Origin of the sequence: Enterococcus sp. FDAARGOS_553, assembly GCF_003812305.1 — a bacterium.
Taxonomy (GTDB): Bacteria; Bacillota; Bacilli; order Lactobacillales; family Enterococcaceae; genus Enterococcus_D; species Enterococcus_D gallinarum.
Window position 1 is genome coordinate 1,413,985 of the sequence record NZ_CP033740.1, and the last position, 20,250, is coordinate 1,434,234.

The 20,250-nt window shown below is 41.0% G+C and carries 18 protein-coding genes; 13 read left to right on the forward strand and 5 right to left on the reverse strand.

What is annotated here, in order from left to right; genetic code table 11:
• Window positions 1–48 precede the first annotated feature (48 nt).
• The 8 genes from EGX73_RS07310 (at window position 49) to EGX73_RS07345 (ending at window position 9,978) form a co-directional block, all read left to right on the forward strand.
• Window positions 49–477 carry a hypothetical protein gene (locus EGX73_RS07310; RefSeq protein WP_003128588.1) on the forward strand — a complete coding sequence of 143 codons (429 nt, stop codon included), beginning with the start codon at window positions 49–51 and terminating at the stop codon, window positions 475–477.
• A 516-nt stretch (window positions 478–993) separates the two neighbouring features.
• Complete coding sequence (abc-f, locus tag EGX73_RS07315; protein WP_041119805.1) at window positions 994–2,502, forward strand: ribosomal protection-like ABC-F family protein; 1,509 nt, start codon at window positions 994–996, stop codon at window positions 2,500–2,502.
• 469 nt (window positions 2,503–2,971) lie between these two features.
• Window positions 2,972–4,045, forward strand: a complete 1,074-nt coding sequence (locus EGX73_RS07320; RefSeq protein ID WP_123866844.1) for an ABC transporter ATP-binding protein — start codon at window positions 2,972–2,974, stop codon at window positions 4,043–4,045.
• A complete protein-coding gene (locus EGX73_RS07325) occupies window positions 4,045–4,926 on the forward strand; it encodes a carbohydrate ABC transporter permease (protein ID WP_029487291.1) in 882 nt (293 codons plus the stop codon). Before EGX73_RS07320 ends, EGX73_RS07325 begins: the two co-directional genes overlap by 1 nt.
• Before the next feature lies 1 nt (window position 4,927).
• Window positions 4,928–5,746, forward strand: coding sequence for a carbohydrate ABC transporter permease (locus EGX73_RS07330; protein WP_041119808.1), 819 nt, complete (start codon window positions 4,928–4,930; stop codon window positions 5,744–5,746).
• Complete coding sequence (locus EGX73_RS07335; RefSeq protein WP_003128593.1) at window positions 5,730–7,022, forward strand: MBL fold metallo-hydrolase; 1,293 nt, start codon at window positions 5,730–5,732, stop codon at window positions 7,020–7,022. Before EGX73_RS07330 ends, EGX73_RS07335 begins: the two co-directional genes overlap by 17 nt.
• 21 nt (window positions 7,023–7,043) lie before the next feature.
• Window positions 7,044–8,327: an ABC transporter substrate-binding protein gene (locus tag EGX73_RS07340; protein WP_003128595.1), complete on the forward strand. Its 1,284-nt coding sequence runs from the start codon at window positions 7,044–7,046 to the stop codon at window positions 8,325–8,327.
• A 103-nt stretch (window positions 8,328–8,430) separates the two neighbouring features.
• Entirely contained in the window at window positions 8,431–9,978 is a 1,548-nt protein-coding gene (locus tag EGX73_RS07345; RefSeq protein ID WP_003128596.1) for a bifunctional UDP-sugar hydrolase/5'-nucleotidase, read from the forward strand.
• A gap of 192 nt (window positions 9,979–10,170) precedes the next feature.
• Here the strand turns inward: EGX73_RS07345 and EGX73_RS07350 are convergent, their stop codons facing one another.
• The 3 genes from EGX73_RS07350 to EGX73_RS07360 are packed head-to-tail and all read right to left on the reverse strand — an operon-like array spanning window position 10,171 to window position 11,756.
• Window positions 10,171–10,332: a hypothetical protein gene (locus EGX73_RS07350; RefSeq protein WP_021149110.1), complete on the reverse strand. Its 162-nt coding sequence runs from the start codon at window positions 10,330–10,332 to the stop codon at window positions 10,171–10,173.
• Between the two features lie 29 nt (window positions 10,333–10,361).
• Entirely contained in the window at window positions 10,362–10,712 is a 351-nt protein-coding gene (locus EGX73_RS07355; RefSeq protein ID WP_003128598.1) for a hypothetical protein, read from the reverse strand.
• 21 nt (window positions 10,713–10,733) lie between these two features.
• On the reverse strand, window positions 10,734–11,756 hold the full coding sequence (locus EGX73_RS07360; protein ID WP_003128599.1) for a lactonase family protein: 1,023 nt from the start codon (window positions 11,754–11,756) through the stop codon (window positions 10,734–10,736).
• A 118-nt stretch (window positions 11,757–11,874) separates the two neighbouring features.
• Here EGX73_RS07360 and EGX73_RS07365 point away from each other — a divergent pair, with 118 nt between their 5' ends.
• The 5 genes from EGX73_RS07365 (at window position 11,875) to EGX73_RS07385 (ending at window position 18,209) form a co-directional block, all read left to right on the forward strand.
• A complete protein-coding gene (locus tag EGX73_RS07365; RefSeq protein ID WP_003128600.1) occupies window positions 11,875–12,225 on the forward strand; it encodes a PTS glucitol/sorbitol transporter subunit IIA in 351 nt (116 codons plus the stop codon).
• 11 nt (window positions 12,226–12,236) lie between these two features.
• Entirely contained in the window at window positions 12,237–13,400 is a 1,164-nt protein-coding gene (locus EGX73_RS07370) for an AI-2E family transporter (protein ID WP_003128601.1), read from the forward strand.
• A 228-nt stretch (window positions 13,401–13,628) separates the two neighbouring features.
• Window positions 13,629–14,528, forward strand: coding sequence for an ROK family protein (locus tag EGX73_RS07375; protein ID WP_003128602.1), 900 nt, complete (start codon window positions 13,629–13,631; stop codon window positions 14,526–14,528).
• A gap of 106 nt (window positions 14,529–14,634) precedes the next feature.
• Window positions 14,635–16,887: a helix-turn-helix domain-containing protein gene (locus tag EGX73_RS07380; RefSeq protein WP_005472744.1), complete on the forward strand. Its 2,253-nt coding sequence runs from the start codon at window positions 14,635–14,637 to the stop codon at window positions 16,885–16,887.
• A gap of 29 nt (window positions 16,888–16,916) precedes the next feature.
• Entirely contained in the window at window positions 16,917–18,209 is a 1,293-nt protein-coding gene (locus EGX73_RS07385) for a family 20 glycosylhydrolase (RefSeq protein ID WP_005472742.1), read from the forward strand.
• A 233-nt stretch (window positions 18,210–18,442) separates the two neighbouring features.
• Here EGX73_RS07385 and EGX73_RS07390 read toward each other — a convergent pair whose 3' ends face one another.
• Window positions 18,443–19,741, reverse strand: a complete 1,299-nt coding sequence (locus EGX73_RS07390) for an alpha-L-fucosidase (RefSeq protein ID WP_003128606.1) — start codon at window positions 19,739–19,741, stop codon at window positions 18,443–18,445.
• A gap of 11 nt (window positions 19,742–19,752) precedes the next feature.
• Window positions 19,753–20,238 (reverse strand): hypothetical protein, encoded by a 486-nt coding sequence (locus EGX73_RS07395; protein WP_005472740.1) that lies wholly within the window; start codon window positions 20,236–20,238, stop codon window positions 19,753–19,755.
• Window positions 20,239–20,250 lie beyond the last annotated feature (12 nt).

The following is a 20,250-nucleotide window of genomic DNA, read 5'->3' on the forward strand; positions in this document are numbered from 1 at the left end:
TAAACGGTAAAATAAAAGATAGCTAAGAAGAAAGTAGGGGAATGAATCGTGCGACCGAATTTAGGTTTTTATGTACAAACAATCAATGATCTAGTGAAAGAGACAGAGAAAATCGGGGAAACCATGAATCCGAATTATGAAGAGATTCGTCAGGCTCTCGATAAAAAAAAGGAATCTGAACTATCACCAGAGCGTCTGGAAACAATCGAAGCGTCCTTTAAAAAAGGAACGGACAAATATCGTTTGATGCTGGAACAGATCTCTAAATTACGCCCGCCTGCAACGGTCATGGGGATTCACAAAAAATTTGAACGAGCATATACGAAGTATGTTGCTGGCTGTGAAGAAATGATTCTAAGTATTGCTGATGGGGTCGATCGGGAAGCTTTCGATGCGTCAGAGAAAAAACAAGACGAAGCCACTGATGAAATCTCTTTTGCAATTCAGCGGATGACAGCTCTCTTGTTAAAAAAATGATAAAGTTCGTTTCTTAAACGAGAGTTATTTAATTTAAATGTTATGTTATTCTTATGTAAAATGATGATGGTGGATGTATAATGAATTAACAACCAACAACCTTTTTATTTTTCATTTTACTCCTTTTGCCATCAGGACTAACCAACTTGATGGTTTTTTTATTTTTATAAATGTTTTTTTACTCAAAATAATAAAATGACTGCAAAAGACATTGTGAATAAATTTACCTAACAGTTTGTTAGTATCGTTTCACTGCTAATCTAAAAACAAGTATCGCCAATTGCGGTTTTTCGCGGTAGATGCTATACTGAAAACAACTTATAAACGAAATGAGGGATCCTCCATTGAAAAACTAACCAATTTGTTGGAAGCTGCATAGAATCATGTTCTCTAGGGAGCAGTGTGCAGATTTTCAGGATTGGTGTGTTTTTCTGGAGGGTCTTTTTGTGTACTTTTCTGGAACCTGACCTGAAAATAGGCGCGGTTTTTGTCTAGAGATAGACAGGAGGTACAAAAATGTCAAATATAAAAATAGAACAATTAAGTTTTGGCTTCGATACTCAGAATCATCTGCTGTTCGATCAAGCTGATTTGGTGATCGATACCCAGTGGAAATTAGGTTTGATCGGTCGAAATGGTCGGGGGAAAACTACTTTACTCAAATTACTGCAAGACCAATTGCCTTATAGCGGGACTATCACCCATCAGCAAGCATTCGTTTACTTTCCTCAACCAGTGGCAGATCCGCAACAACTAACCTATGATACATTACAAGATCTGTGTGAATTTGAGCAATGGCAGATCGAGCGAGAGTTAAATTTGCTTCAGTTGGATCCAGATGTCCTCTGGCGTCCATTTGAGACATTGTCTGGTGGGGAACAAACCAAAGTTTTACTTGCACTACTGTTCATCGATGAGGAACACTTTCCGTTGATCGATGAACCCACCAATCATTTAGACATTACAGCTCGTGCTCATGTAGCTGCTTATCTAAAACGGAAAAAAGGCTTTATCGTCGTCAGCCATGATCGACACTTTGTTGACGAAGTGGTGGATCACATTTTATCGATTGAAAAAAGCCGACTAGTGATTTATCAGGGGAACTTTTCTGTTTACGAAGAACAAAAGCAACGGCAAGATCAGTTTGAACAGGAGCAAAATGTTAAACTGAAAAAAGAGATCGGCCGTTTAAAGCAAACGGCTGCCGAAAAAGCAGAATGGTCACGAGGACGGGAACGAGATAAACTGGGATCACCAACAAAAAAAGGCAGTGGAGCAGTCTATGACACAGGGGCGATTGGTGCTCGGGCAGCCAGAACGATGAAACGATCCAAAGCAATCGTCAAGCGGATGGAAGATCAAGCACAAGTCAAAGAACAGTTGTTGAAAGACATCGAATATATCGATCCCCTTTCTATGAATGTTAAAGCCACGCATCACAAAGTTTTGCTGCGAGTGGAAAATTTGCAATTGACGTATGAGCAACCGTTGTTTGATCCGTTGAATTTTACCATCGAAGCTGGTGACCGGATTGGTATTTTGGGTGCAAATGGTTCTGGCAAATCGAGTTTGGTGGCTGGCCTATTAGGTCATTTTACTGGAACTGTCACCGGCTCTGTTTGGATGCCGCAACACTTGTCCATCAGTCGTGTTCGCCAAAATTACGAGGATAATCGAGGCACCTTGACTGAGTTTGCTGAATTCCACCGATTGGATTATCAAGAATTGTTGAATAATCTGAAGAAATTGGGCGTGGAGCGAAATGTCTTTCAGACCCGAATCGAAGATATGAGTATGGGGCAGCGTAAGCGTGTGGAATTGGCAAAATCGTTGGCAACCCCTGCTGAGCTGTTTATCTGGGATGAACCCTTGAATTATCTGGATGTCTTTAATCAGAATCAGTTAGCTGAAGTGATCCAACTTGTCCAACCGACGATGTTGATCATTGAACATGATCGCCATTTTCTGGATCAAGTGACTACACAACAATTTTTGCTTGGACATACAGATCTAGCGCGTCCATAAATCGAACCGGGATAGGATTTTTTTAAATCTTATCCCGATTTTGTTATTTTAAAGTGGTAGGTTTTTGAGAAAGATACCCTATTTTGATCGTTAGTCTGTTTTTTTGATTTGAGTGGTCTAGATAAAAAATAATAAATGGGGTGCCTGTTTTTTCTTTTTTTATTTATTTTAGCTGGATTTTTTATTTATTTTGCAAGAAAAAAAGCCTTACTGTGCAATATTCTGTCGTTCAACAATCTCATTTTTTTCTCATCGTTCTGCTAGTTAATTAAAATTTCTATCATAATTACCAAAGGGTTTTACAAAAGATTTACAATAACAGTACCGAATAAAAATATTCATTTGTTATCATAAAAATCGAATTTCTTTGAGCGTTTGACAACAGCCTGTAAGAATTCAGCTGTTTTTGTGTTCCTATCTTGCTGGTCGAACAAAAGCGGCAAAGAGAAAAATAATGGAGGTTCTTTTTTTGATAGAAGTAGTTGGGTTGAAGAAGGTCTTTGACAACAAGTTTGAAGCTTTGAAAGCGGTGGATTTTACGATCGAGAAGGGCGATCTTGTTTGTTTACTTGGGCCTAGTGGCTGTGGGAAGTCAACGATTTTGAATTTGATCGCTGGATTGTTGAGTCCGACAGATGGGGATATCCGCTTTAACGGAAATTCCGTGGTGAAAACGGAGCCAAAGGATCGCAATATCGGCTTTGTCTTTCAAAATTATGCCTTGTATCCTCATATGACCGTTTTAGAAAATGTCATGTTTCCACTGACTGTTGGTGATAAAAAAATCAAGAAAAACGAAGCGCAGCAAATTGCTGAAAAATATATGCAGCTGACCAATATTGAAGAATTGAAGGATAAAAAACCTGGTACATTGTCTGGTGGGCAGCAACAGCGGGTTGCCATCACTCGTGCGTTAGTCCAAAATCCTGAAGTACTATTGCTGGATGAACCATTGAGTAATTTAGATGCGCGTTTGCGTTTAAAGATTCGCGAGGAGATTCGTCGCCTAGTCAAAGAAGTTGGGATCACGACGATTTTTGTGACTCATGACCAAGAAGAAGCGTTGTCTATCAGTGACAAAATCATTTTGATGAATGAAGGCGTGATCCAGCAAAATGATGATCCGCAAAATCTTTATTTAGAACCCAATAATTTATTCGTTGCAAAGTTTATCGGAAACCCAATTATCAATATCTTGCCAGTAGAAGTGACAGATGGTGTCATGCATCATCCAGAATTCACGATCCCTACAGAGCGCTTCGTGGATATCCGCTTCAAGAAACCGTTGACAGATGGTCATTATACTTTAGGGATCCGTCCAGAAGATGTGTTAACGACGACCCAAACACCATTATTCAATACCGAGATAAAAAGTGTTGAACTAATTGGTCGTGAACGGATCTTGAACTTTGATCTGGCTGACATCCACATTAAATCGATCGTTAGCATCGAAGAAATCATTGAAGAAGGAGCACACTTAGCTTTTGACTTCAATTACAAAAAAGCGTTCATCTTTGATGAAAAAGGGGAGCGAGTTTATTGATGTTCAAGAAAAATTATAATCCCGAAAATCAACCCAAAGCTTGGCTGTTCTTATTGCCCTCACTAGTCATTATTTTGCTCTTTAGTGTGTATCCATTATTTCGTTCATTGTTTATGAGTTTTCAAAAAGGATCATTGATCAATCAGCGATATGCCGGATTAGAAAACTACCAAAAAGTGCTGACGGATCCAGTGTTTTTCAAGGCGCTAAAGAATACAGCTTGGTTTGCATTCGCCGTGGTTCCTATTGCATTAGTGATTTCACTAGCGATCGCTTGGATCATCTTTGAAAAGGTGAAACATAAGAGCTTTTTTGAGACGATCTTCTTTATGCCGTATGTCACCAGTACCATCGCCATTGGGATCGTGTTTCGCTATTTCTTTAATGGGTCTTATGGGATCATCAACTACTTGCTGGGCTTAGTGGGGATTCCCGCCGTCAATTGGCTGGATAATGTCAATATGAGTATGCCGACACTGATCATTTTTGGGATTTGGAGCAGTTTGGCCTTCAATATTATTATTCTCTTAGCAGGGATGCGTAACATTGACAAAGAACATTATAAGATCGCAAAAATGTTTGGCGCCAATAACTGGGAGATTTTTCGCAAGATTACTTTTCCGCAGTTGATTCCGACATTTGCCTTCTTGTTGACCGTTAATATCATCAGTGCCTTTAAAGTCTATACACAAGTCTATGCCTTGTTTGGTGGTCAACCCGGTATCGCCAAAAGCGCAACCACAGCTGTCTATTATATTTATGACAAATTCCATATTGCGGGCCGTCCTGGGATCGCAATGGCTGCGACTGTGATTCTCTTTGTTATTATTTTGGCGGTGACCTTTATCCAAAATAAAATTTTAAAGAAAGTAGGGGAATAAGATGAAAAAAGTCGTAACCCTCATCTCTCTGATTTTTTTGGCGCTCTTAGCGATCATCACGATTTTTCCGTTTATTTATATGATTCTCGCGGGACTGATGACTTATAGTGAGGCCACCAGTATTCCGCCTACGATTTTGCCGGAGTCCTTTCAATGGAGCAACTATGCCGAAGTCTTTACCAAAGCACCATTTCTCCGTTACTTTCTGAATACAGTCTTTGTTTCAGCAGTCACGACTATCGCCACATTGATTACTGCTATTCTGGCAGCTTTTGCATTGACTAGTTTGGAATTCAAATTCAAAGGGCTTGTGATTGCTCTAATGATTTCCTTATTGATGGTTCCTTATGAATCAATCATCTTTACCAACTACAACACGATTGCTCAAATGGGGTTGTTGAATACTTACAGTGCGTTGATTATTCCCTTTCTGACGAGTATCTTTTATATTTATTACCTGAATGGCTATTTGAAAAGCATTTCGAATACCTTTTATAAAGCAGCAAAAATCGATGGTGCAAGCGATATGGCTTACATACGGCGGATATTGATCCCAATGTCTAAACCGGCACTAGTGACTGTTGGCATCTTGACCTTTATCTCGAGCTGGAATTCTTTCTTGTGGCCATTGTTAGTCACGAATGAAAAAAAATATCGGTTGTTGAACAATGGGCTAGCGGCCTTCACATCAGAAAGCGGTAGCGATGTTCATTTGCAGATGGCAGCTGCGACATTGACTGTCATTCCGATTTTGATCATTTATTTGATTTTTAGAAAAGAGATTATTAAAGGAGTGGCAAAAGATGGCATCAAAGGCTAAAACAACAGTTACATTTCACAGTGGTATTCTCACGATCGGCGGCACCGTCATCGAAGTGGCATACAAAGATGCCCATATTTTCTTCGATTTTGGTTCGGAGTATCACCCAGAGCAGCCATTACCCGACGAAGCATTACAGACCTTAGTGGATCATCGCTGGGTCCCGCAATTGCGCAATGTCTATGATCCTCGTCTGTCTTATACGTATCATGGATCAGAACAAAAGGACTATCAAGAAACAGCTGTTTTTCTATCTCATGCCCATCTTGATCATTCAAAGATGGTCAATTATTTGGACCCTGCAATCCCTTTGTATACCTTGAAAGAAACCAAAGCGATCCTAAAAGCATTGAATCGCACCGGTGATTTTTTGATTCCTACTCCTCATGAAGCCCCTGCCTTTGTGCGGGAAATGATTGGCTTGGAACCCCACGATGTGATCAAAGTTGGTGAGATCGAAGTAGAGATCGTTCCTGTGGACCACGACGCCTATGGTGCCGCGGCATTGCTGATTCGAACACCGGATCACTTTATTGCCTATACGGGCGATTTGCGGTTGCATGGCTATCATCCAGAGCGGACAAAAGAATTTTGTCAGTTAGCCAAACACACGGATCTATTGATGATGGAAGGAGTCAGTATCAGTTTTCCTGAAAGAGAAAGCGATCCAGATACTATCGAAGTAGCCAGTGAGAAAGAATTGGTAGCGGCTTTTGTCGAGTTGGTCGAAAAAAATCCACAACGGCAAATCACTTTCAACGGCTATCCTGCCAATGTAGAGCGTTTTTTAGCTTTGGTGGATGCTTGTCCTCGAACGATCGTCCTTGAAGCACACCAAGCAGCATTACTGAAAGAAATCTTTGACAGAGAAGTTCCCTATTACACGGTTGAAGGCGGAGCTTCCTTAGCAGAGTTAGATCCTGCGCTAGAAATTGATTATCGTTCTTTATGTGTCGACACTGGCCAGTATGTCTGGCAAGCAGTTGACCATTTTGAAAATTTACAACCAGGCAGTCTGTATATCCATAGCGATGCACAACCTTTGGGGGCTTTTGATCCTGCCTATGAAGAGTTTCTCGCTTTGTTAGCAAAGCTGGAAATTGAGTTTGTACGGCTGCCGGTTTCGGGACACGCAGTTCCTGAGGATCTTGATCAGATTATTGCGTGGATCGAACCAAAAAGATTGGTTCCAATCCATACCTTGAAACCAGAGAAACTGGTGAATCCGTATGGCGAAAGAATATTGCCAGAACGTGGCGAGAAAATAGAACTATAAAAGGATAGAGGAGAGTAAAGAATGAAATCAAAAAAACTAGCATTTGCAGCAGTGGCTGCGGCAACTTTAGTGTTAGGGGCATGCGGCAACAATGGCTCAAATGACAGTGCAAAAGGCAGCGATGAGATCGTTACAGAGGTTCCGAAAGATACTACTGTCACATTCTGGCATGCAATGAATGGTGCACAAGAAGAAGCACTGACGAAACTGACAGATGAGTTTATGGAAGCAAACCCAAATGTGAAAGTAGAACTGCAAAATCAATCTCAGTACTCCGATCTGCAGGCGAAAATCAATTCGACACTACCTTCACCAAAAGATTTGCCAACCATCACACAAGCGTATCCAGGTTGGCTTTGGAATGCAGCTCAAGATGAAATGCTTGTTGATTTAGGCGAGTATATCGATAATGATACGATTGGTTGGGGTGACCAAGAAGAAATTCGCTCTTCATTATTAGAAGGTGCACAAATTGATGGTGTCCAATATGGTATTCCTTTCAACAAATCAACGGAAATGTTATTCTACAATGCAGATCTTTTAAAAGAATATGGTGTAGAAGTACCGACAACATTAGATGAGTTAAAAGAAGCTTCAAAAACAATTTACGAAAAATCAAATGGCAGCGTTGTTGGTGCTGGCTTTGATTCATTGAATAACTACTATGCTATTGGCATGAAAAACAAAGGTGTTGATTTTAACAAGGATTTACAGCTAGACAGCGATGAATCGAAAAAAGTCATCAATTATTATGCGGAAGGTGTGAAAGACGGCTACTTCCGTATTGCTGGATCCGATCAATATCTTTCAGGACCATTCGCAAACGAACAAGTTGCGATGTTCATCGGCTCGATTGCTGGAGAAGGATATGTCAAAAAAGACACCGAAGGCAAATTTGAATATGGTGTCTCTGCCCGCCCAGAAAAAATCAATCTACAACAAGGAACAGACTTATATATGTTCACAAGTGCATCTCCAGAGGAACGTACCGCTGCTTTTGAATACATGAAGTTTTTGACTTCTCCTGAGTCACAATTAGAATGGGCAGTTTCAACAGGATACATGCCAGTTGTTCAATCTGTTTTAGATAGTGATGAATACAAGAACAATCCAGATACGAAAGTTGCTTCTGAGTTAAGTGAAGCAACAAAAGAACTTTTCTCGATCCCAGTAATTGAAAATGCAGACTCAGCTTACAATGAAGTTCGTTCCATCATGGAGAATATTTTGTCGAATACTGACAAAGATACCGATAAATTGATTAAAGATTCCATTCCACAACTTGAGGATGTTTGGAATCAATAGTTCTGCTCGTAAAAGGGCCAGACAATGACCCTATCAACCCGAAAGAGACCGTCAGATATCCCTGCGGTCTCTTTTACATAAATGTTAGAGGAGTAATGAGAAAATGCAAATCACCTTTCTTGAAACCAGCGACATGCACGGCTATGTCTACCCAACTAATTTCGCCGACGACCACGATCTGGCTATTGGGGCAGCGAAAGTCGCAACGAAACTAAAGCAGTTAAAAGCCGAAGCTGATGGTCCTGTTGTAATGATCGAAAATGGCGATTTTATCCAAGGATCCCCACTGAGTTATTATATTGCCAAAAGCCAGCATCCGGTAGCAGAATTGACCAAAGTGATCAATCACATGGCATACGATGTCCATGTTTTAGGAAACCATGAATTTAATTATGGATTAACGTATCTTCAAGAGGCAATCGCTAGTTATCAGTCCCCTGTTTTAGCAGCGAACATCTTAAATGAAGAGGGACAGCCCTATTTCGGCAAAGCCTATACGATCCTTGAAAAAGATGGGATTAAGATTGCGGTGTTGGGATTGGTGACCCAGTATATTCCTCATTGGGAACAACCAGCTACCATCAAGGGGATGCGGTTCGAAAGCATTATCCAAACGGCAAAAAAATATGTGCCTGAGCTAAGAAAACAAGCAGATCTTGTCATCGTCAGCTATCATGGCGGTTTTGAGAAAGATTTGGTAACCGGTGAAGCCACCGAATTGTTGACCGGAGAGAATGAAGGCTATGAGTTACTGCAAGAGGTGCCGGGGATTGACGCTTTCTTTACTGGACACCAACATCGGGAAATCGCCGCCATTGTCAATGGGGTCCCTGTGGTCCAGCCAGGTTATCGGGGCAGCCAAATCGGCCGAATCCAATTAACAATAGAGAAAAAAGAGGGTCAAACAGTGATTACGGATCAACAAGCGACATTGCATTCAGTGGCAGAAGTTTCAGCCGATGAAGCAATTTTGGCAATGATCGAACCAATTGAGACGGAATTGGAAAGCTGGTTGGATCAGCCGCTAGGGAAAGTGAACGGGGATATGCGAATTACTGATCCGATGCAGGCACGGATCGTGGAACATCCATACGTGGAATTTATCAATCGCGTTCAGATGGCTGCCAGCGGAGCGGAAATATCTGGGACAGCGCTCTTCAATAATGAAGGAAAAGGCTTCGGTACAACGATCACGATGCGGGATGTCATCACGAATTATATTTATCCTAATACATTGGCTGTCGTAAAAGTGACCGGAGCAGAGTTGCGTCTTGCGTTGGAACAGACAGCGAATTACTTAGCCGTCGAAGCAGGGAAAATCGTCTTTAATCCAGCCTTTATCGAGCCGAAACCGCAATACTACAATTATGATATGTACGAAGGAATCGACTATACGATTGATATGAACCAGCCAGTTGGCAAACGAATCACACGCTTGTTGTTCCATAATGAGCCTATCACGCCGGAACAGGAGCTGGAAGTTGTCGTAAATCAATACCGAGCGGTAGGCGGTGGGAATTACGCGATGTTTACAGCCGACAAAATTGTACGGGAGATCCAAGTGGATATGACTGAATTGATTGCTGATTATTTGAAACAACACCCAGTACTAGAAGCTGAGACGAATCAGAATTTCAAAATCGTGTACTAAAAAGCCAAAAAGGGCTGTGACATAAGTCATGCAACAAACGAACGATTCCGAGGAGAATGAGACTGTGCTTGCGCTTCAGCAAGTTTCCATCACCAATGTACGATGGATGACACCCAGTTATCCTCGGATCGTCTTGTCTAGTTGCTACTTATGACACAGACCCTTTCTATGTTCTTGTAAAAGAAAATCAGATTAGTTTTCTACATTGCGGACATATTCATCGAAGTAGCGAATCAAATCGGCTTTTACCTGCTGATAGTCTTCTTCGCTATAGTTTTTTTCCTCTAATTTTGCTTGGAAAAAAGGAAGTTCTAACTCTTCTTTTAAGCGCTCAAGCACTTCTTCTTGGTTCATGAGATCACCTTTTCGTCTATTTGGTACCATCATAACAAATTGAATGCGGCTGTCAATGCTTCATACATTTCTTTCATTTTTTCCAAACGACTTTTAAGAGAAACAAAGTCATCGTCATCATGGAAAAGGACTTGTTTCAATTCAAAATAGTAAATCTCAAAAGCATCAAAGAAGCCAGTAACTTCGGATGTTTGCAATTCTTTAAAGGTATCACAACGAATATAGGCTTTTTCTGCAATGGCATAGGTTTCAGCCGTAGTCAATAAGACGAGGGCTTCATTGTAACGACGGCTAGTGACCAATTCATAAGTTGACTGGCACTTATTATAAATATTTGAAAAATCTTTCAGTAAAAGCTCGATGGGTGTTTTATCAAACATGGGGGAGTCCTCCTGATCGTTTTATTTTTCAAATAAGACACAAACACATTCAGGCGCGTAAACGTCTTTTTGAATAGTAGTGAGTTCACCAGTTTCGGCGTTGCGACGGTACAAAGTCAAGTTGTCGGAATTTTGATTGGCACAAACTAAGAATTTGTTGGTTGGGTCCAAGTCAAAGTCTCGCGGGAAGTCACCTTCTGTTGATCGACGTTGAATGAAATTCAAGCCAGCGCCATCTTCAGTTACTTCAAAGACAACGAGAGAGTTGTGTCCACGATTGGATGAATAAACGAAACGTCCATCTTTTGATACTCGGACAGCAGCCCCACTATTAAAGTCGGTGAAATCTTCTGGTAAAGTCGGTACTTTTTGGATTTCTTCAAAGCTGCCATCAGCTTCATTGTAGCGTAAAACAGTCAAAGAGCTGTCTAGTTCTCCTACCAGATAAGCATATTGGTGGTTAGGATGGAACACTAAATGACGAGGGCCTGTTCCGGCAGCTGCAACATAAACAGCCGCTTCTGTTAATTTTCCTTCAGCAGAAACGTCATACGTATACACACGGTCTGTTCCAAGATCACATACAGCTAAGCGTTGATCCGGCGTTAAGTCTGTGTAGTGTACATGAGGGTTGTCTTGATTTTCGTGAGGACCAACAGGTTCATCATGATAGATGTGATCAGTGGCTTCAATACTGCCGTCCGCCAATATTTTGTAGACGTTTACTTCACCTTTATGATAATTAGCACCATAAACAAGTTGACGAGGTTCATCTACTGCTACATAACACAATGGTGCGCCTTCTTCGGTCACAGTATTCAACAACTCAAATGCAGGCGTATAAGCACCACAACCGCCTGCGCCATCAACTTCGGTCACAGTATATACTCTTTCTTTTTTACTGCGGGCAAGATACGTTGGGCTCTTTTCTTCCGCACGCAAGGTCAAGTCGACCAATTGTTCTTTTTCTGTATCTAAAGTGATCGAATAGATCCCTTTACTTTCGCGACGCGTATAAGTGCCTAGGTAGATCGTTTGCAACATAAAAAAAGCCTCCTAATAGTTTGATTTCTTATTAATTCTACCATAGAATGCGGAAATGGGCGGATAGAAAAACTTCTTATGTTATAATAAAAAAAGAACATAAAGGGGAGGTTGTTGTATGAAACAAGGAACAATCAAAGCGATTGGGCCACAAGCGATCGATCAAAAAGAAAAAATGCTGATTTTTTTCGGCGACCAAGCAACAGAGATCTTAAGGGAGTATTCAGTGATCCAATCGATTCCAGATTCTCAAGATTTGGTCGTAGAAAACGGCGATACACTTATTTTTGGGGATCAGTCGTACACCGTGACACATGTCGGTCCTATCGCAAATCAAATTTTGCAAACGATCCAGCATGTGACATTTATCTTCGATGAAGTACCCGAAGAGCAACTGACCAGCGCTATCTATTTAGAACCTTTCAATTTGCCGACCCTTGAAGTTGGTATGAAAGTTATCTACAAGTAGGAGGCGGGGAAATGAAGGAAACAGAGAAGCGCCCTTTGTCCTGGTTTTGGAAGTGGTTTTTAAATAATCAAGCAGTCACGAGTCTATTAGTGGTTCTACTCGTCTTATTGATCTTGTTTATGTTTACGAAAGTATCCTATCTATTTGAGCCAATTTGGCAATTTCTGGCGATTGTTGGATTGCCAATCATTTTGGCGGGGATTTTGTATTACTTGATGAATCCTGCGGTTGATTATCTGGAACGAAAGGGAATCAAACGCATCTATAGTATTTTCGGTCTTTTTATTTTGGTCATCGGATTGATCGTCTGGGGCGTTGTGGTGATTGTGCCGAAGATCCAAGAACAGTCCATGAGTTTCGTTGAGAATTTGCCCGGATATTTGGATATCATTGAAAATAAAGTCAATGAGATTTTGTCCGATCCGATTTTCTCACAAGTTCAAGATCAATTGGAAGCATCTAATGAGAAGTTGATTGCATCAATGACCGACATCATTCAAAACTTATCACGGAGCACGATTCAAAATATCGGCAGCTTTTTTGGGGCCGTTGCAACGGTGGTATTGGCTGTCATAACGATGCCCTTTATTCTCTTTTATCTTTTAAAAGATGGACGACAGTTAGCACCTTATTTCGTGAAATTTTTGCCGACAAAAATGCGTAAACCATCATTGACGGTTTTAAAAGAGATGAATGATCAAGTTTCTTCTTATATTCGCGGGCAACTAACAGTCGCATTTGCAGTAGCCATCATGTTTATGGTCGGTTTTAGTTTGATCGGCCTAGATTATGCCATCACATTAGGGATCGCAGCTGGCTTTTTGAACTTGATTCCATACCTAGGCTCTTTTCTAGCGATGGTTCCGGCGGTCTTTTTGGGTATCGTCGGTGGTCCTGTCCTGTTGGTGAAAGTCCTGGTCGTCTTTGTGATCGAACAGACTATTGAAGGGCGATTGATCTCACCACTCGTTTTAGGAAACGAGTTGTCGATCCATCCCGTGACGATTTTATTAGTATTGCTGACTTCGGGTAAACTCTTCGGACTTGTCGGCGTGATTCTGGGGATCCCGGTATATGCTGCGGCAAAAGTGATCATTACCCATATTTTTGAATGGTATACGACCGTATCGAGTTTGTATGAAGAAGAAACGGAAAGCGATGTTCAGCAAGAATAGTTCGAAGAAAATTTTTTGACGAAAGATCTTTGTGAAAATCACACTGACTCACACATTTTTCTAGTTTTTTATCGGAGTATAAAAAAGCTGAATTTAGAAGGCTGGAGCGAATTGCTTCAGCCTTTTTGTTATGTGCGATTTTTGACACATAGTTGCAAGAAAAACATATAGCTTCTGTTTCTAGAGAATGCTTATACTGAAAGCACATACAAGCAAAGGAGCGTTGGAATGAAGATTCTTGCAGTAGATATCGGAGGGACAATGATCAAGACGGGGTTGTTGAATAGTCACGGAGAAAGAATACAATTAGGAAGCTTTCCGATGAATAAAGACTATTCAACTGTGATCGACCGATTGATTTCACATATTGATAATGACTATCCAAAAGACTTTTCCGGAATTGCTATTAGTACGACAGGATTAGTAGATCCAGTGACACAACAGATTGGGATGGATTCACCGCTTTATGAGGGATTTGGTAATCGCATGGTTTCTTTTTTAACGGACTATTATCAAAAACCCGTCATCGCGGAGAATGATGGCAATTGCGCGCTTTTAGCAGAAAAATGGCTGGGAAGAGGAAGAGGCGCTAGCAGTTTTGCTGTCATTGTTTTAGGTACCTCTGTGGGAGGCGGATTGATGGTCGATAACCAGTTGATTCGTGGCAAACACTTTTTAGCTGGCGAGTTTGGTTATATGCTGTTTCCTGAAGTCGAAAAGAAAGATTGGGAAATTTGGAGTATTGCCGGTGCAACAAGAACATTGGTAGAACAAGTTGCAGCCGAAAAAAAAGCCCCCTCGATTGATGGGTATAAAGTTGTTGCTTACTACCAGCAAAACGATCCGGCAGTGACGATTTGGGTGGATCGCTTTATTGAAAAGCTAGCCGTGGCCTGCTACAACCTACAATACATTCTTGATCCAGAAATTGTTTTGATTGGAGGCGGAATCAGTGAAAGCGACTTTTTACTGCCGCTATTAGAAAAGAAGATTCAGCAGATTGCAGCGCAGATTCCTAGTACAGTTCGATTGCCAAATGTTGCCTGTTGCCAGTTTGGGAATGAGTCCAATTTAATTGGTGCTTGCTACAATTGGTTACTGCAAACTTTTGAAATGAAAACTAGCTAAAACAGTTGCAATTCTAAGATAAAAATGTAATAAAAAAATAGTCTCTATTTTTTTATTATGTAAGCGTTTAAATTGCAGCGAATGAAACAAGGGTCAGGTGATAAAAGTGAAAAAGTTTTACGATCAAAACGGGCAAAACACGTTCAGAGGGATCGCGCGCTCAATCAGTTCCTACTTGCTGGTATTCCTGATCCCCTTTTTAACGGTCTCGTGGATTTGGTATGCGACTTCTGTCAAAAGTATCAATGAACAGGTTGCATTAACGGCAAAGAATCAGTTGATTCAATTGAAATACTCCTTAGAGAACAACTTCCTTCAATTGAACTACCTGACCCAGAAAATGACGGATGACCATCAACTCTCATTAAATTTTTTGACCCATCCCTATTATTCAAAGGAAGGCAAAGCAAGCCTGCAAACCTACAAGATCACGAATGAGTTTGTCGAAGAAGTTTATTTATACTATAAAGAAGAACCGGAGAACTTTTTTTCTTCGATTGGCAAATTATCCGTCGAAGGTTTCTTAGAAAAAGTAATCCCAGATAATGATATGCAGCAAGGACAGCTGATCGATCAGCTAGAGAAAGCTTATCCAACGTTGCTGACTATCGAAGGGGCATCATTGGCACGGCATCATTCCCGATTCTTCTACATTGTGCCGTTACAAAATGATGAACTGACTGTCTATGGAGCAGCTATTTATGAGATCAAAGAAGCTAGCTTAGCAAAAATGCTGGACTTGACCAATAGTGATGGTGCGAGTACGAATTATTTGATCAATGATGAGTTTCAGATTTTAGCTAGCACAAATCATAACGATTTGACAGTTTTTTTGAATGATCCCCAAGAAATGGCTCAGATCACCACTCAGGACACCTTTCAGTTTAATCAGCAAAAGTACCTCGTTCAATCAATTCCCAATGAGGAACTGCATATCTCAGTGGTATCGGTGACCAATCCATCACAAGCATTATCGCTGGTCAATCGCGTTCAAGAACATTTCATTCTTATTTTTATGTGTATTCTATTCGTGGGGATCATTGCTGTTACATTAATGGGGATCAGAAATTATCGACCGATCCGCAAAATCGAACATTTGGTTCGAGAATTCCATAAAGATATGGAGATGTCGGTCAATTCGATGGATGATGTTCATAATACATTGGCTGCTGTTTTAGAAGAACAGCAGGAACTGCATAAAGAAATCCAGATGCAGACGCCGCATGCTCGAGAACAAGTTCTTAGAAAGCTGATGAGCGGTCGTCTGCGTTCGGAACAAGAAGTTGCAAGGCTGATCGAAGCCGTTCATATTCATTTTCCTGCGGACAATTATTTTGTCATCACGATCGATACCAAAACCGTGGCTTCAAAATATAAAGCCGGCGAGAGCTGTTTTCTGATTGACTATATTGAAGAAATCAGCAGCCAAGGGTACACAGCCTACGCCACCGAGATCCTTTCCACTGAAGTGATCGCATTGACTGTGGGATTTGATCACAGATACCAACAGGAAGAGATCGTTCAAGAAGTCGCGGCAAAAATAGCAGCTGCGATTGGACTGCTTCCAGCAATTGGGGTGGGAACCATCGTCAATGAATTGACGGCTATCAATGAATCTTATATTGAAGGATTAGCTGCATTGGATTATCATGTCAGTAACAACCAGCAAATCATTTATTACCTTGAAATTTCCGCAGAAGAACAACGCTCGGCGATCCAGTATCCCGACAGTCAAAAATTAAAACTGATCCAAGCATTGAATCAAGGAAATAGCGATATCGCAATTGAAACGGTGCATTGGTTAATCAAAGACGGGTTAAGTAAACAACGATCTCAGCCGGTCCAAAAGATGTATGGCTATTATTTATTGAATACGGTTGCACAAACTGGAGGCGAATTAGTGGGAGAGGAGATTTTGCTATTTGCAGCCGAACATGCAGATTTTACTAATCTGATGCAGCTAGGAACGGTGTTGCAACAATTGGTCCAGCATATTTGCGAAAAAGTGAGGGATCGACCACAAAATCAAGAATCGGAGTTGAATGAAACGATTTTTGCTTATATCAAAGCAAATTTTCAGTCTTCTCAGCTGTCATTGGAATCTATTGCGGAAGAATTTAAAGTATCTGTCTCTTATATTAGCCGATTTGTGAAAAAAGAAAGTGGCAAAACATTTTCTAAGTATATCCAAGAACTGCGGTTAGAAAAAATCAAACAAGAATTAGTCGAAACCGATCTACCGATCAAAGAAATCATTCGGGACAACGGTTATTATGATGTCTCGAACTATACGCGTAAGTTTCGAACGATCGTTGGTGTAACACCAGGACAATATCGCAAAATCAACCAAAAACGCTGAAAATGCGAAAAATGAAGGGAAATGTGACAATGAAAGAAATGACTCAAAAAGCGAGAGAACTTTATACTTCTATTGGTGTCTCATTAGAAGAGGAACCAAAAATTAAGATCGAACCTGCACTAACGGCAGATTTTATTCTTGATGAGGAACAAAAAACGATCACTGCGAAAGATCCCCAGCAATTATTTTATGGTCTGACAACCTACTATTTGAATCAAGTGACGAAGAAACAACAAAAAAACAGCTACACCGCCCAAATCAAGGAGCGCTGCCTAATGATCGATATTGGCCGCAAATATTTTTCCTTAAAAGAACTAAAAGCACTCGTTCACAGTATGGCTTTTTTTCAGTTCACCCATTTGCAAGTCCATTTTTCAGAAAATGAAGGATTTCGAATCGAGTCTGAACGTTTTCCGGAGATTGTATCAACCGAACATTTAACAAAAACAGAGATCCGAGAACTAATCACATATGCCAAAGGTTACGGTATCGAGATCATTCCTGATTTTGACTCCCCAGGACATCTCAAGCAAGTCTTAGCCACCCATCCCGAATGGTGTTTACCTAACGCGACTGGTGGGGTCGATGCTAGGGCATTGAACATTCTTGACCAAGAAGCTGTCGCTTTCATCCGAGAGATCTACAAAGAATACGCAGAGCTATTTGTAGACAGCCATTATTTCCATATTGGTGCAGATGAATTTGTTGATTTTGACCGTCTAGAAGAGTTTCCGACTTTAGTTGAAGCTGCCAAAGAAGCATATGGACCAGAAGCAAGTGGGATTGAAGTATTCATTGCGTATGTGAATAATTTGGTGGACTATGTGACTGACTTAGGTTTTGTTGTTCGTGTATGGAATGATGGGTTTTATCGCTTGAATCGAAAGGAACAGCTTTCCTTAACGAAAAACTGTGAGATTTCCTATTGGACACGCTGGAATCAAAATATGGCACCAGTCGCTCTTTATTTTGACAAAGGCTATTCTGTGATCAATCACAATGACAATTTCTTTTATTATGTAGTAGGTGAAGCTGCAGGGTATACGTATCCGACCTATGAAAAAATAAGCGATGAGTTTACATTAACGACTTTTGCCAACGGACAGCAAGTGACCCAAGAACAATTAGCACAAACCCCAGCGATCGCATTAGCGATTTGGGCAGATATCCCAGATGCAAAAGAAGGTGCGGCAGTGATCACAGAAGCTTTTTGGCTGCAAGCTATCATTAGCCTAAAAGTTTATGAAGAAACAGATCCAGGGAAAGAAACCTTTAGCCAACTATTTCAGAAATGGCAGTCGTTGTTGACTAAAGAGCAGTAAAGCGAAACGTTCTCTAGGAAAACGTGACTTGTTTTAAAGTGGACGATAAGAAGAGATTCCTAAGAAGAATACATGGAGAGAATACCTAAAGCGAGTATTTAAAGCAAGTACTTAAATAGTAGACGGCAGTCTAGTGAATCTTCGTCGTGGGTTTGCGAGGAAGATTTACTGTCTGCCGTCTATTTGCTAGAGATATTGTCTAGCGCTTTACGGTATTCTTTGTTCTACTCTTTTTACTTCAATGTAATCTCAAGGACTGGAATGAGAACATTAGGTGGCACTACCGGCAGCGTGACGACTAGATCATTAGGAGCAATGACAGCTTCCGTAGAAGTGATGACTTCATTAGGATCAAAGCCACGATAAAAAATTTCAGAGCCATCATGCAAGAAGCGGATAAAGCGAACTTGATCAGCAATTTCCGGCAAATGAATATGTTTGAAGGGATAGCTATATACATGCAAATAGAGTTTCTTGCCATTTTGAGTATAACGACAATCTTTAGGTACCGGGTATTTACTAGGACCACAATCGATGATAGCTTCTTTATGCAGCCGTATCCATGCACCAATCGCCTGCATTCGTTTGACTGCCCGCGGGTCGATCTCTCCTCGGGGATTAGGACCAATGTTCAATAAAAAATTACCCCCTTTTGAAACCGTATCGATCAACATTTTCACCAACATATCACTTGATTTCCATTCCAACGCATCGCGATCATAGCCCCAAGTCCCGTACATTGTCTGACAGGCTTCCCAAAGAACAGGTAAACCGTCTTTTTCCAGTGGTTTTTCTGGTTGAAATTGTTCAGGGGTGGTAATTCCCCGACCAAGTTCCAAGCGATCATTGATCAGCATATCCGGTTGGAGTGTCCGACAGATTTTTTCCAGTCGCGAACTGTCCCAGTCTTCTGCTCCTTTTCCTTTAGACCAGCCCCAATCACGATGACTGTAAGGAAAGTCGAACCACATATAATCGATCCTGCCATACTGAGTCAATAGTTCGGTCACTTGACCAGCAATGAAATCTTGATAAATAAGCATATCCCGTTGAGAATTGGACTCTCGAGCGGCTAAGTCACTTCTTTGAGGATGCAATCCATCAATCGTAAAATGAGGGTGGTACCAGTCAATCAGCGAATGATAGAGTCCGATTTTGATTCCCACATCACGAAACGCAGGCAATAATTCTGCGAGTAAATCTCGCTTAAAGGGTGTATTGGTGACTTTATAATCGGTCCATTCACTATCCCATAGGGCGAACCCTTCATGATGTTTCGTAGTAAAGACTATATATTGAACACCGCAATCTTTAGCTGTTTGGGCCCAAACAGCAGCATCAAATAAATTGGGATTAAATTGGTCGAAATAAGTTTCTCGATAAGTTTCGGGGGCAATTTCTTCGGTGGTCATAAACCATTCGTGGCGTGCACCAATACTAAATAAGCCAAAATGAATGAACAACCCAAACCGATCATGAATAAACCAGCTAGGATCGGGGTAATGATCAGGCCAATTCTGAAATGTTTTCATAGAGATACTCCTTAATCAATGAATTCGGTGTTTGTCATAACCGTTTCTTTAATCTTCCACTGCCCATTCTCGAGCACAAAGGTATGATGGGCTTGGGTAATATGGTCGCGATAGTCATTCTGTCCTTGGTTCACTGTTTTTTGCTGTGCAGCTACCAGCATGGAGTCTGCTTCTTGTTTGACAACTTCAAAAGACAAGAGTTCATGAGTCAAATCATATTTCGCAAAAAAAGCGTGCATTTCCCTTGCCGTAGATTCTCTTGCAGAAGTAACAAGGGTCGCTGTGTAGCCCTCAACGTCTTTCTGGGTGGCTGCCTGCAGGTTTTGCTTTAGTACGGTCAGACACGCTTGTGCTGCAGAAGAATCTGTAACGGCTCCTGTAACTTGCAAACGCGCTACAGTGGTTTCTGCTGAACGAGAAGTTGTCTGTTGATAAAAAAATAGACCGCAAATGAAAAGTAAACCAACGAAAAATAAGGGATAACTCTTTTTTTTCATGCAAATCCTCCT

Bases quoted from the DNA above. Each gene is read 5' to 3' on its own strand.
- abc-f (WP_041119805.1), top strand. From the start codon at position 994: ATGTCAAATATAAAAATAGAACAATTAAGTTTTGGCTTCGATACTCAG.
- EGX73_RS07325 (WP_029487291.1), top strand. From the start codon at position 4,045: ATGTTCAAGAAAAATTATAATCCCGAAAATCAACCCAAAGCTTGGCTG.
- EGX73_RS07330 (WP_041119808.1), top strand. From the start codon at position 4,928: ATGAAAAAAGTCGTAACCCTCATCTCTCTGATTTTTTTGGCGCTCTTA.
- EGX73_RS07335 (WP_003128593.1), top strand. From the start codon at position 5,730: ATGGCATCAAAGGCTAAAACAACAGTTACATTTCACAGTGGTATTCTC.
- EGX73_RS07340 (WP_003128595.1), top strand. From the start codon at position 7,044: ATGAAATCAAAAAAACTAGCATTTGCAGCAGTGGCTGCGGCAACTTTA.
- EGX73_RS07345 (WP_003128596.1), top strand. From the start codon at position 8,431: ATGCAAATCACCTTTCTTGAAACCAGCGACATGCACGGCTATGTCTAC.
- EGX73_RS07350 (WP_021149110.1), bottom strand. From the start codon at position 10,332: ATGAACCAAGAAGAAGTGCTTGAGCGCTTAAAAGAAGAGTTAGAACTT.
- EGX73_RS07355 (WP_003128598.1), bottom strand. From the start codon at position 10,712: ATGTTTGATAAAACACCCATCGAGCTTTTACTGAAAGATTTTTCAAAT.
- EGX73_RS07360 (WP_003128599.1), bottom strand. From the start codon at position 11,756: ATGTTGCAAACGATCTACCTAGGCACTTATACGCGTCGCGAAAGTAAA.
- EGX73_RS07365 (WP_003128600.1), top strand. From the start codon at position 11,875: ATGAAACAAGGAACAATCAAAGCGATTGGGCCACAAGCGATCGATCAA.
- EGX73_RS07370 (WP_003128601.1), top strand. From the start codon at position 12,237: ATGAAGGAAACAGAGAAGCGCCCTTTGTCCTGGTTTTGGAAGTGGTTT.
- EGX73_RS07375 (WP_003128602.1), top strand. From the start codon at position 13,629: ATGAAGATTCTTGCAGTAGATATCGGAGGGACAATGATCAAGACGGGG.
- EGX73_RS07385 (WP_005472742.1), top strand. From the start codon at position 16,917: ATGAAAGAAATGACTCAAAAAGCGAGAGAACTTTATACTTCTATTGGT.
- EGX73_RS07390 (WP_003128606.1), bottom strand. From the start codon at position 19,741: ATGAAAACATTTCAGAATTGGCCTGATCATTACCCCGATCCTAGCTGG.
- EGX73_RS07395 (WP_005472740.1), bottom strand. From the start codon at position 20,238: ATGAAAAAAAAGAGTTATCCCTTATTTTTCGTTGGTTTACTTTTCATT.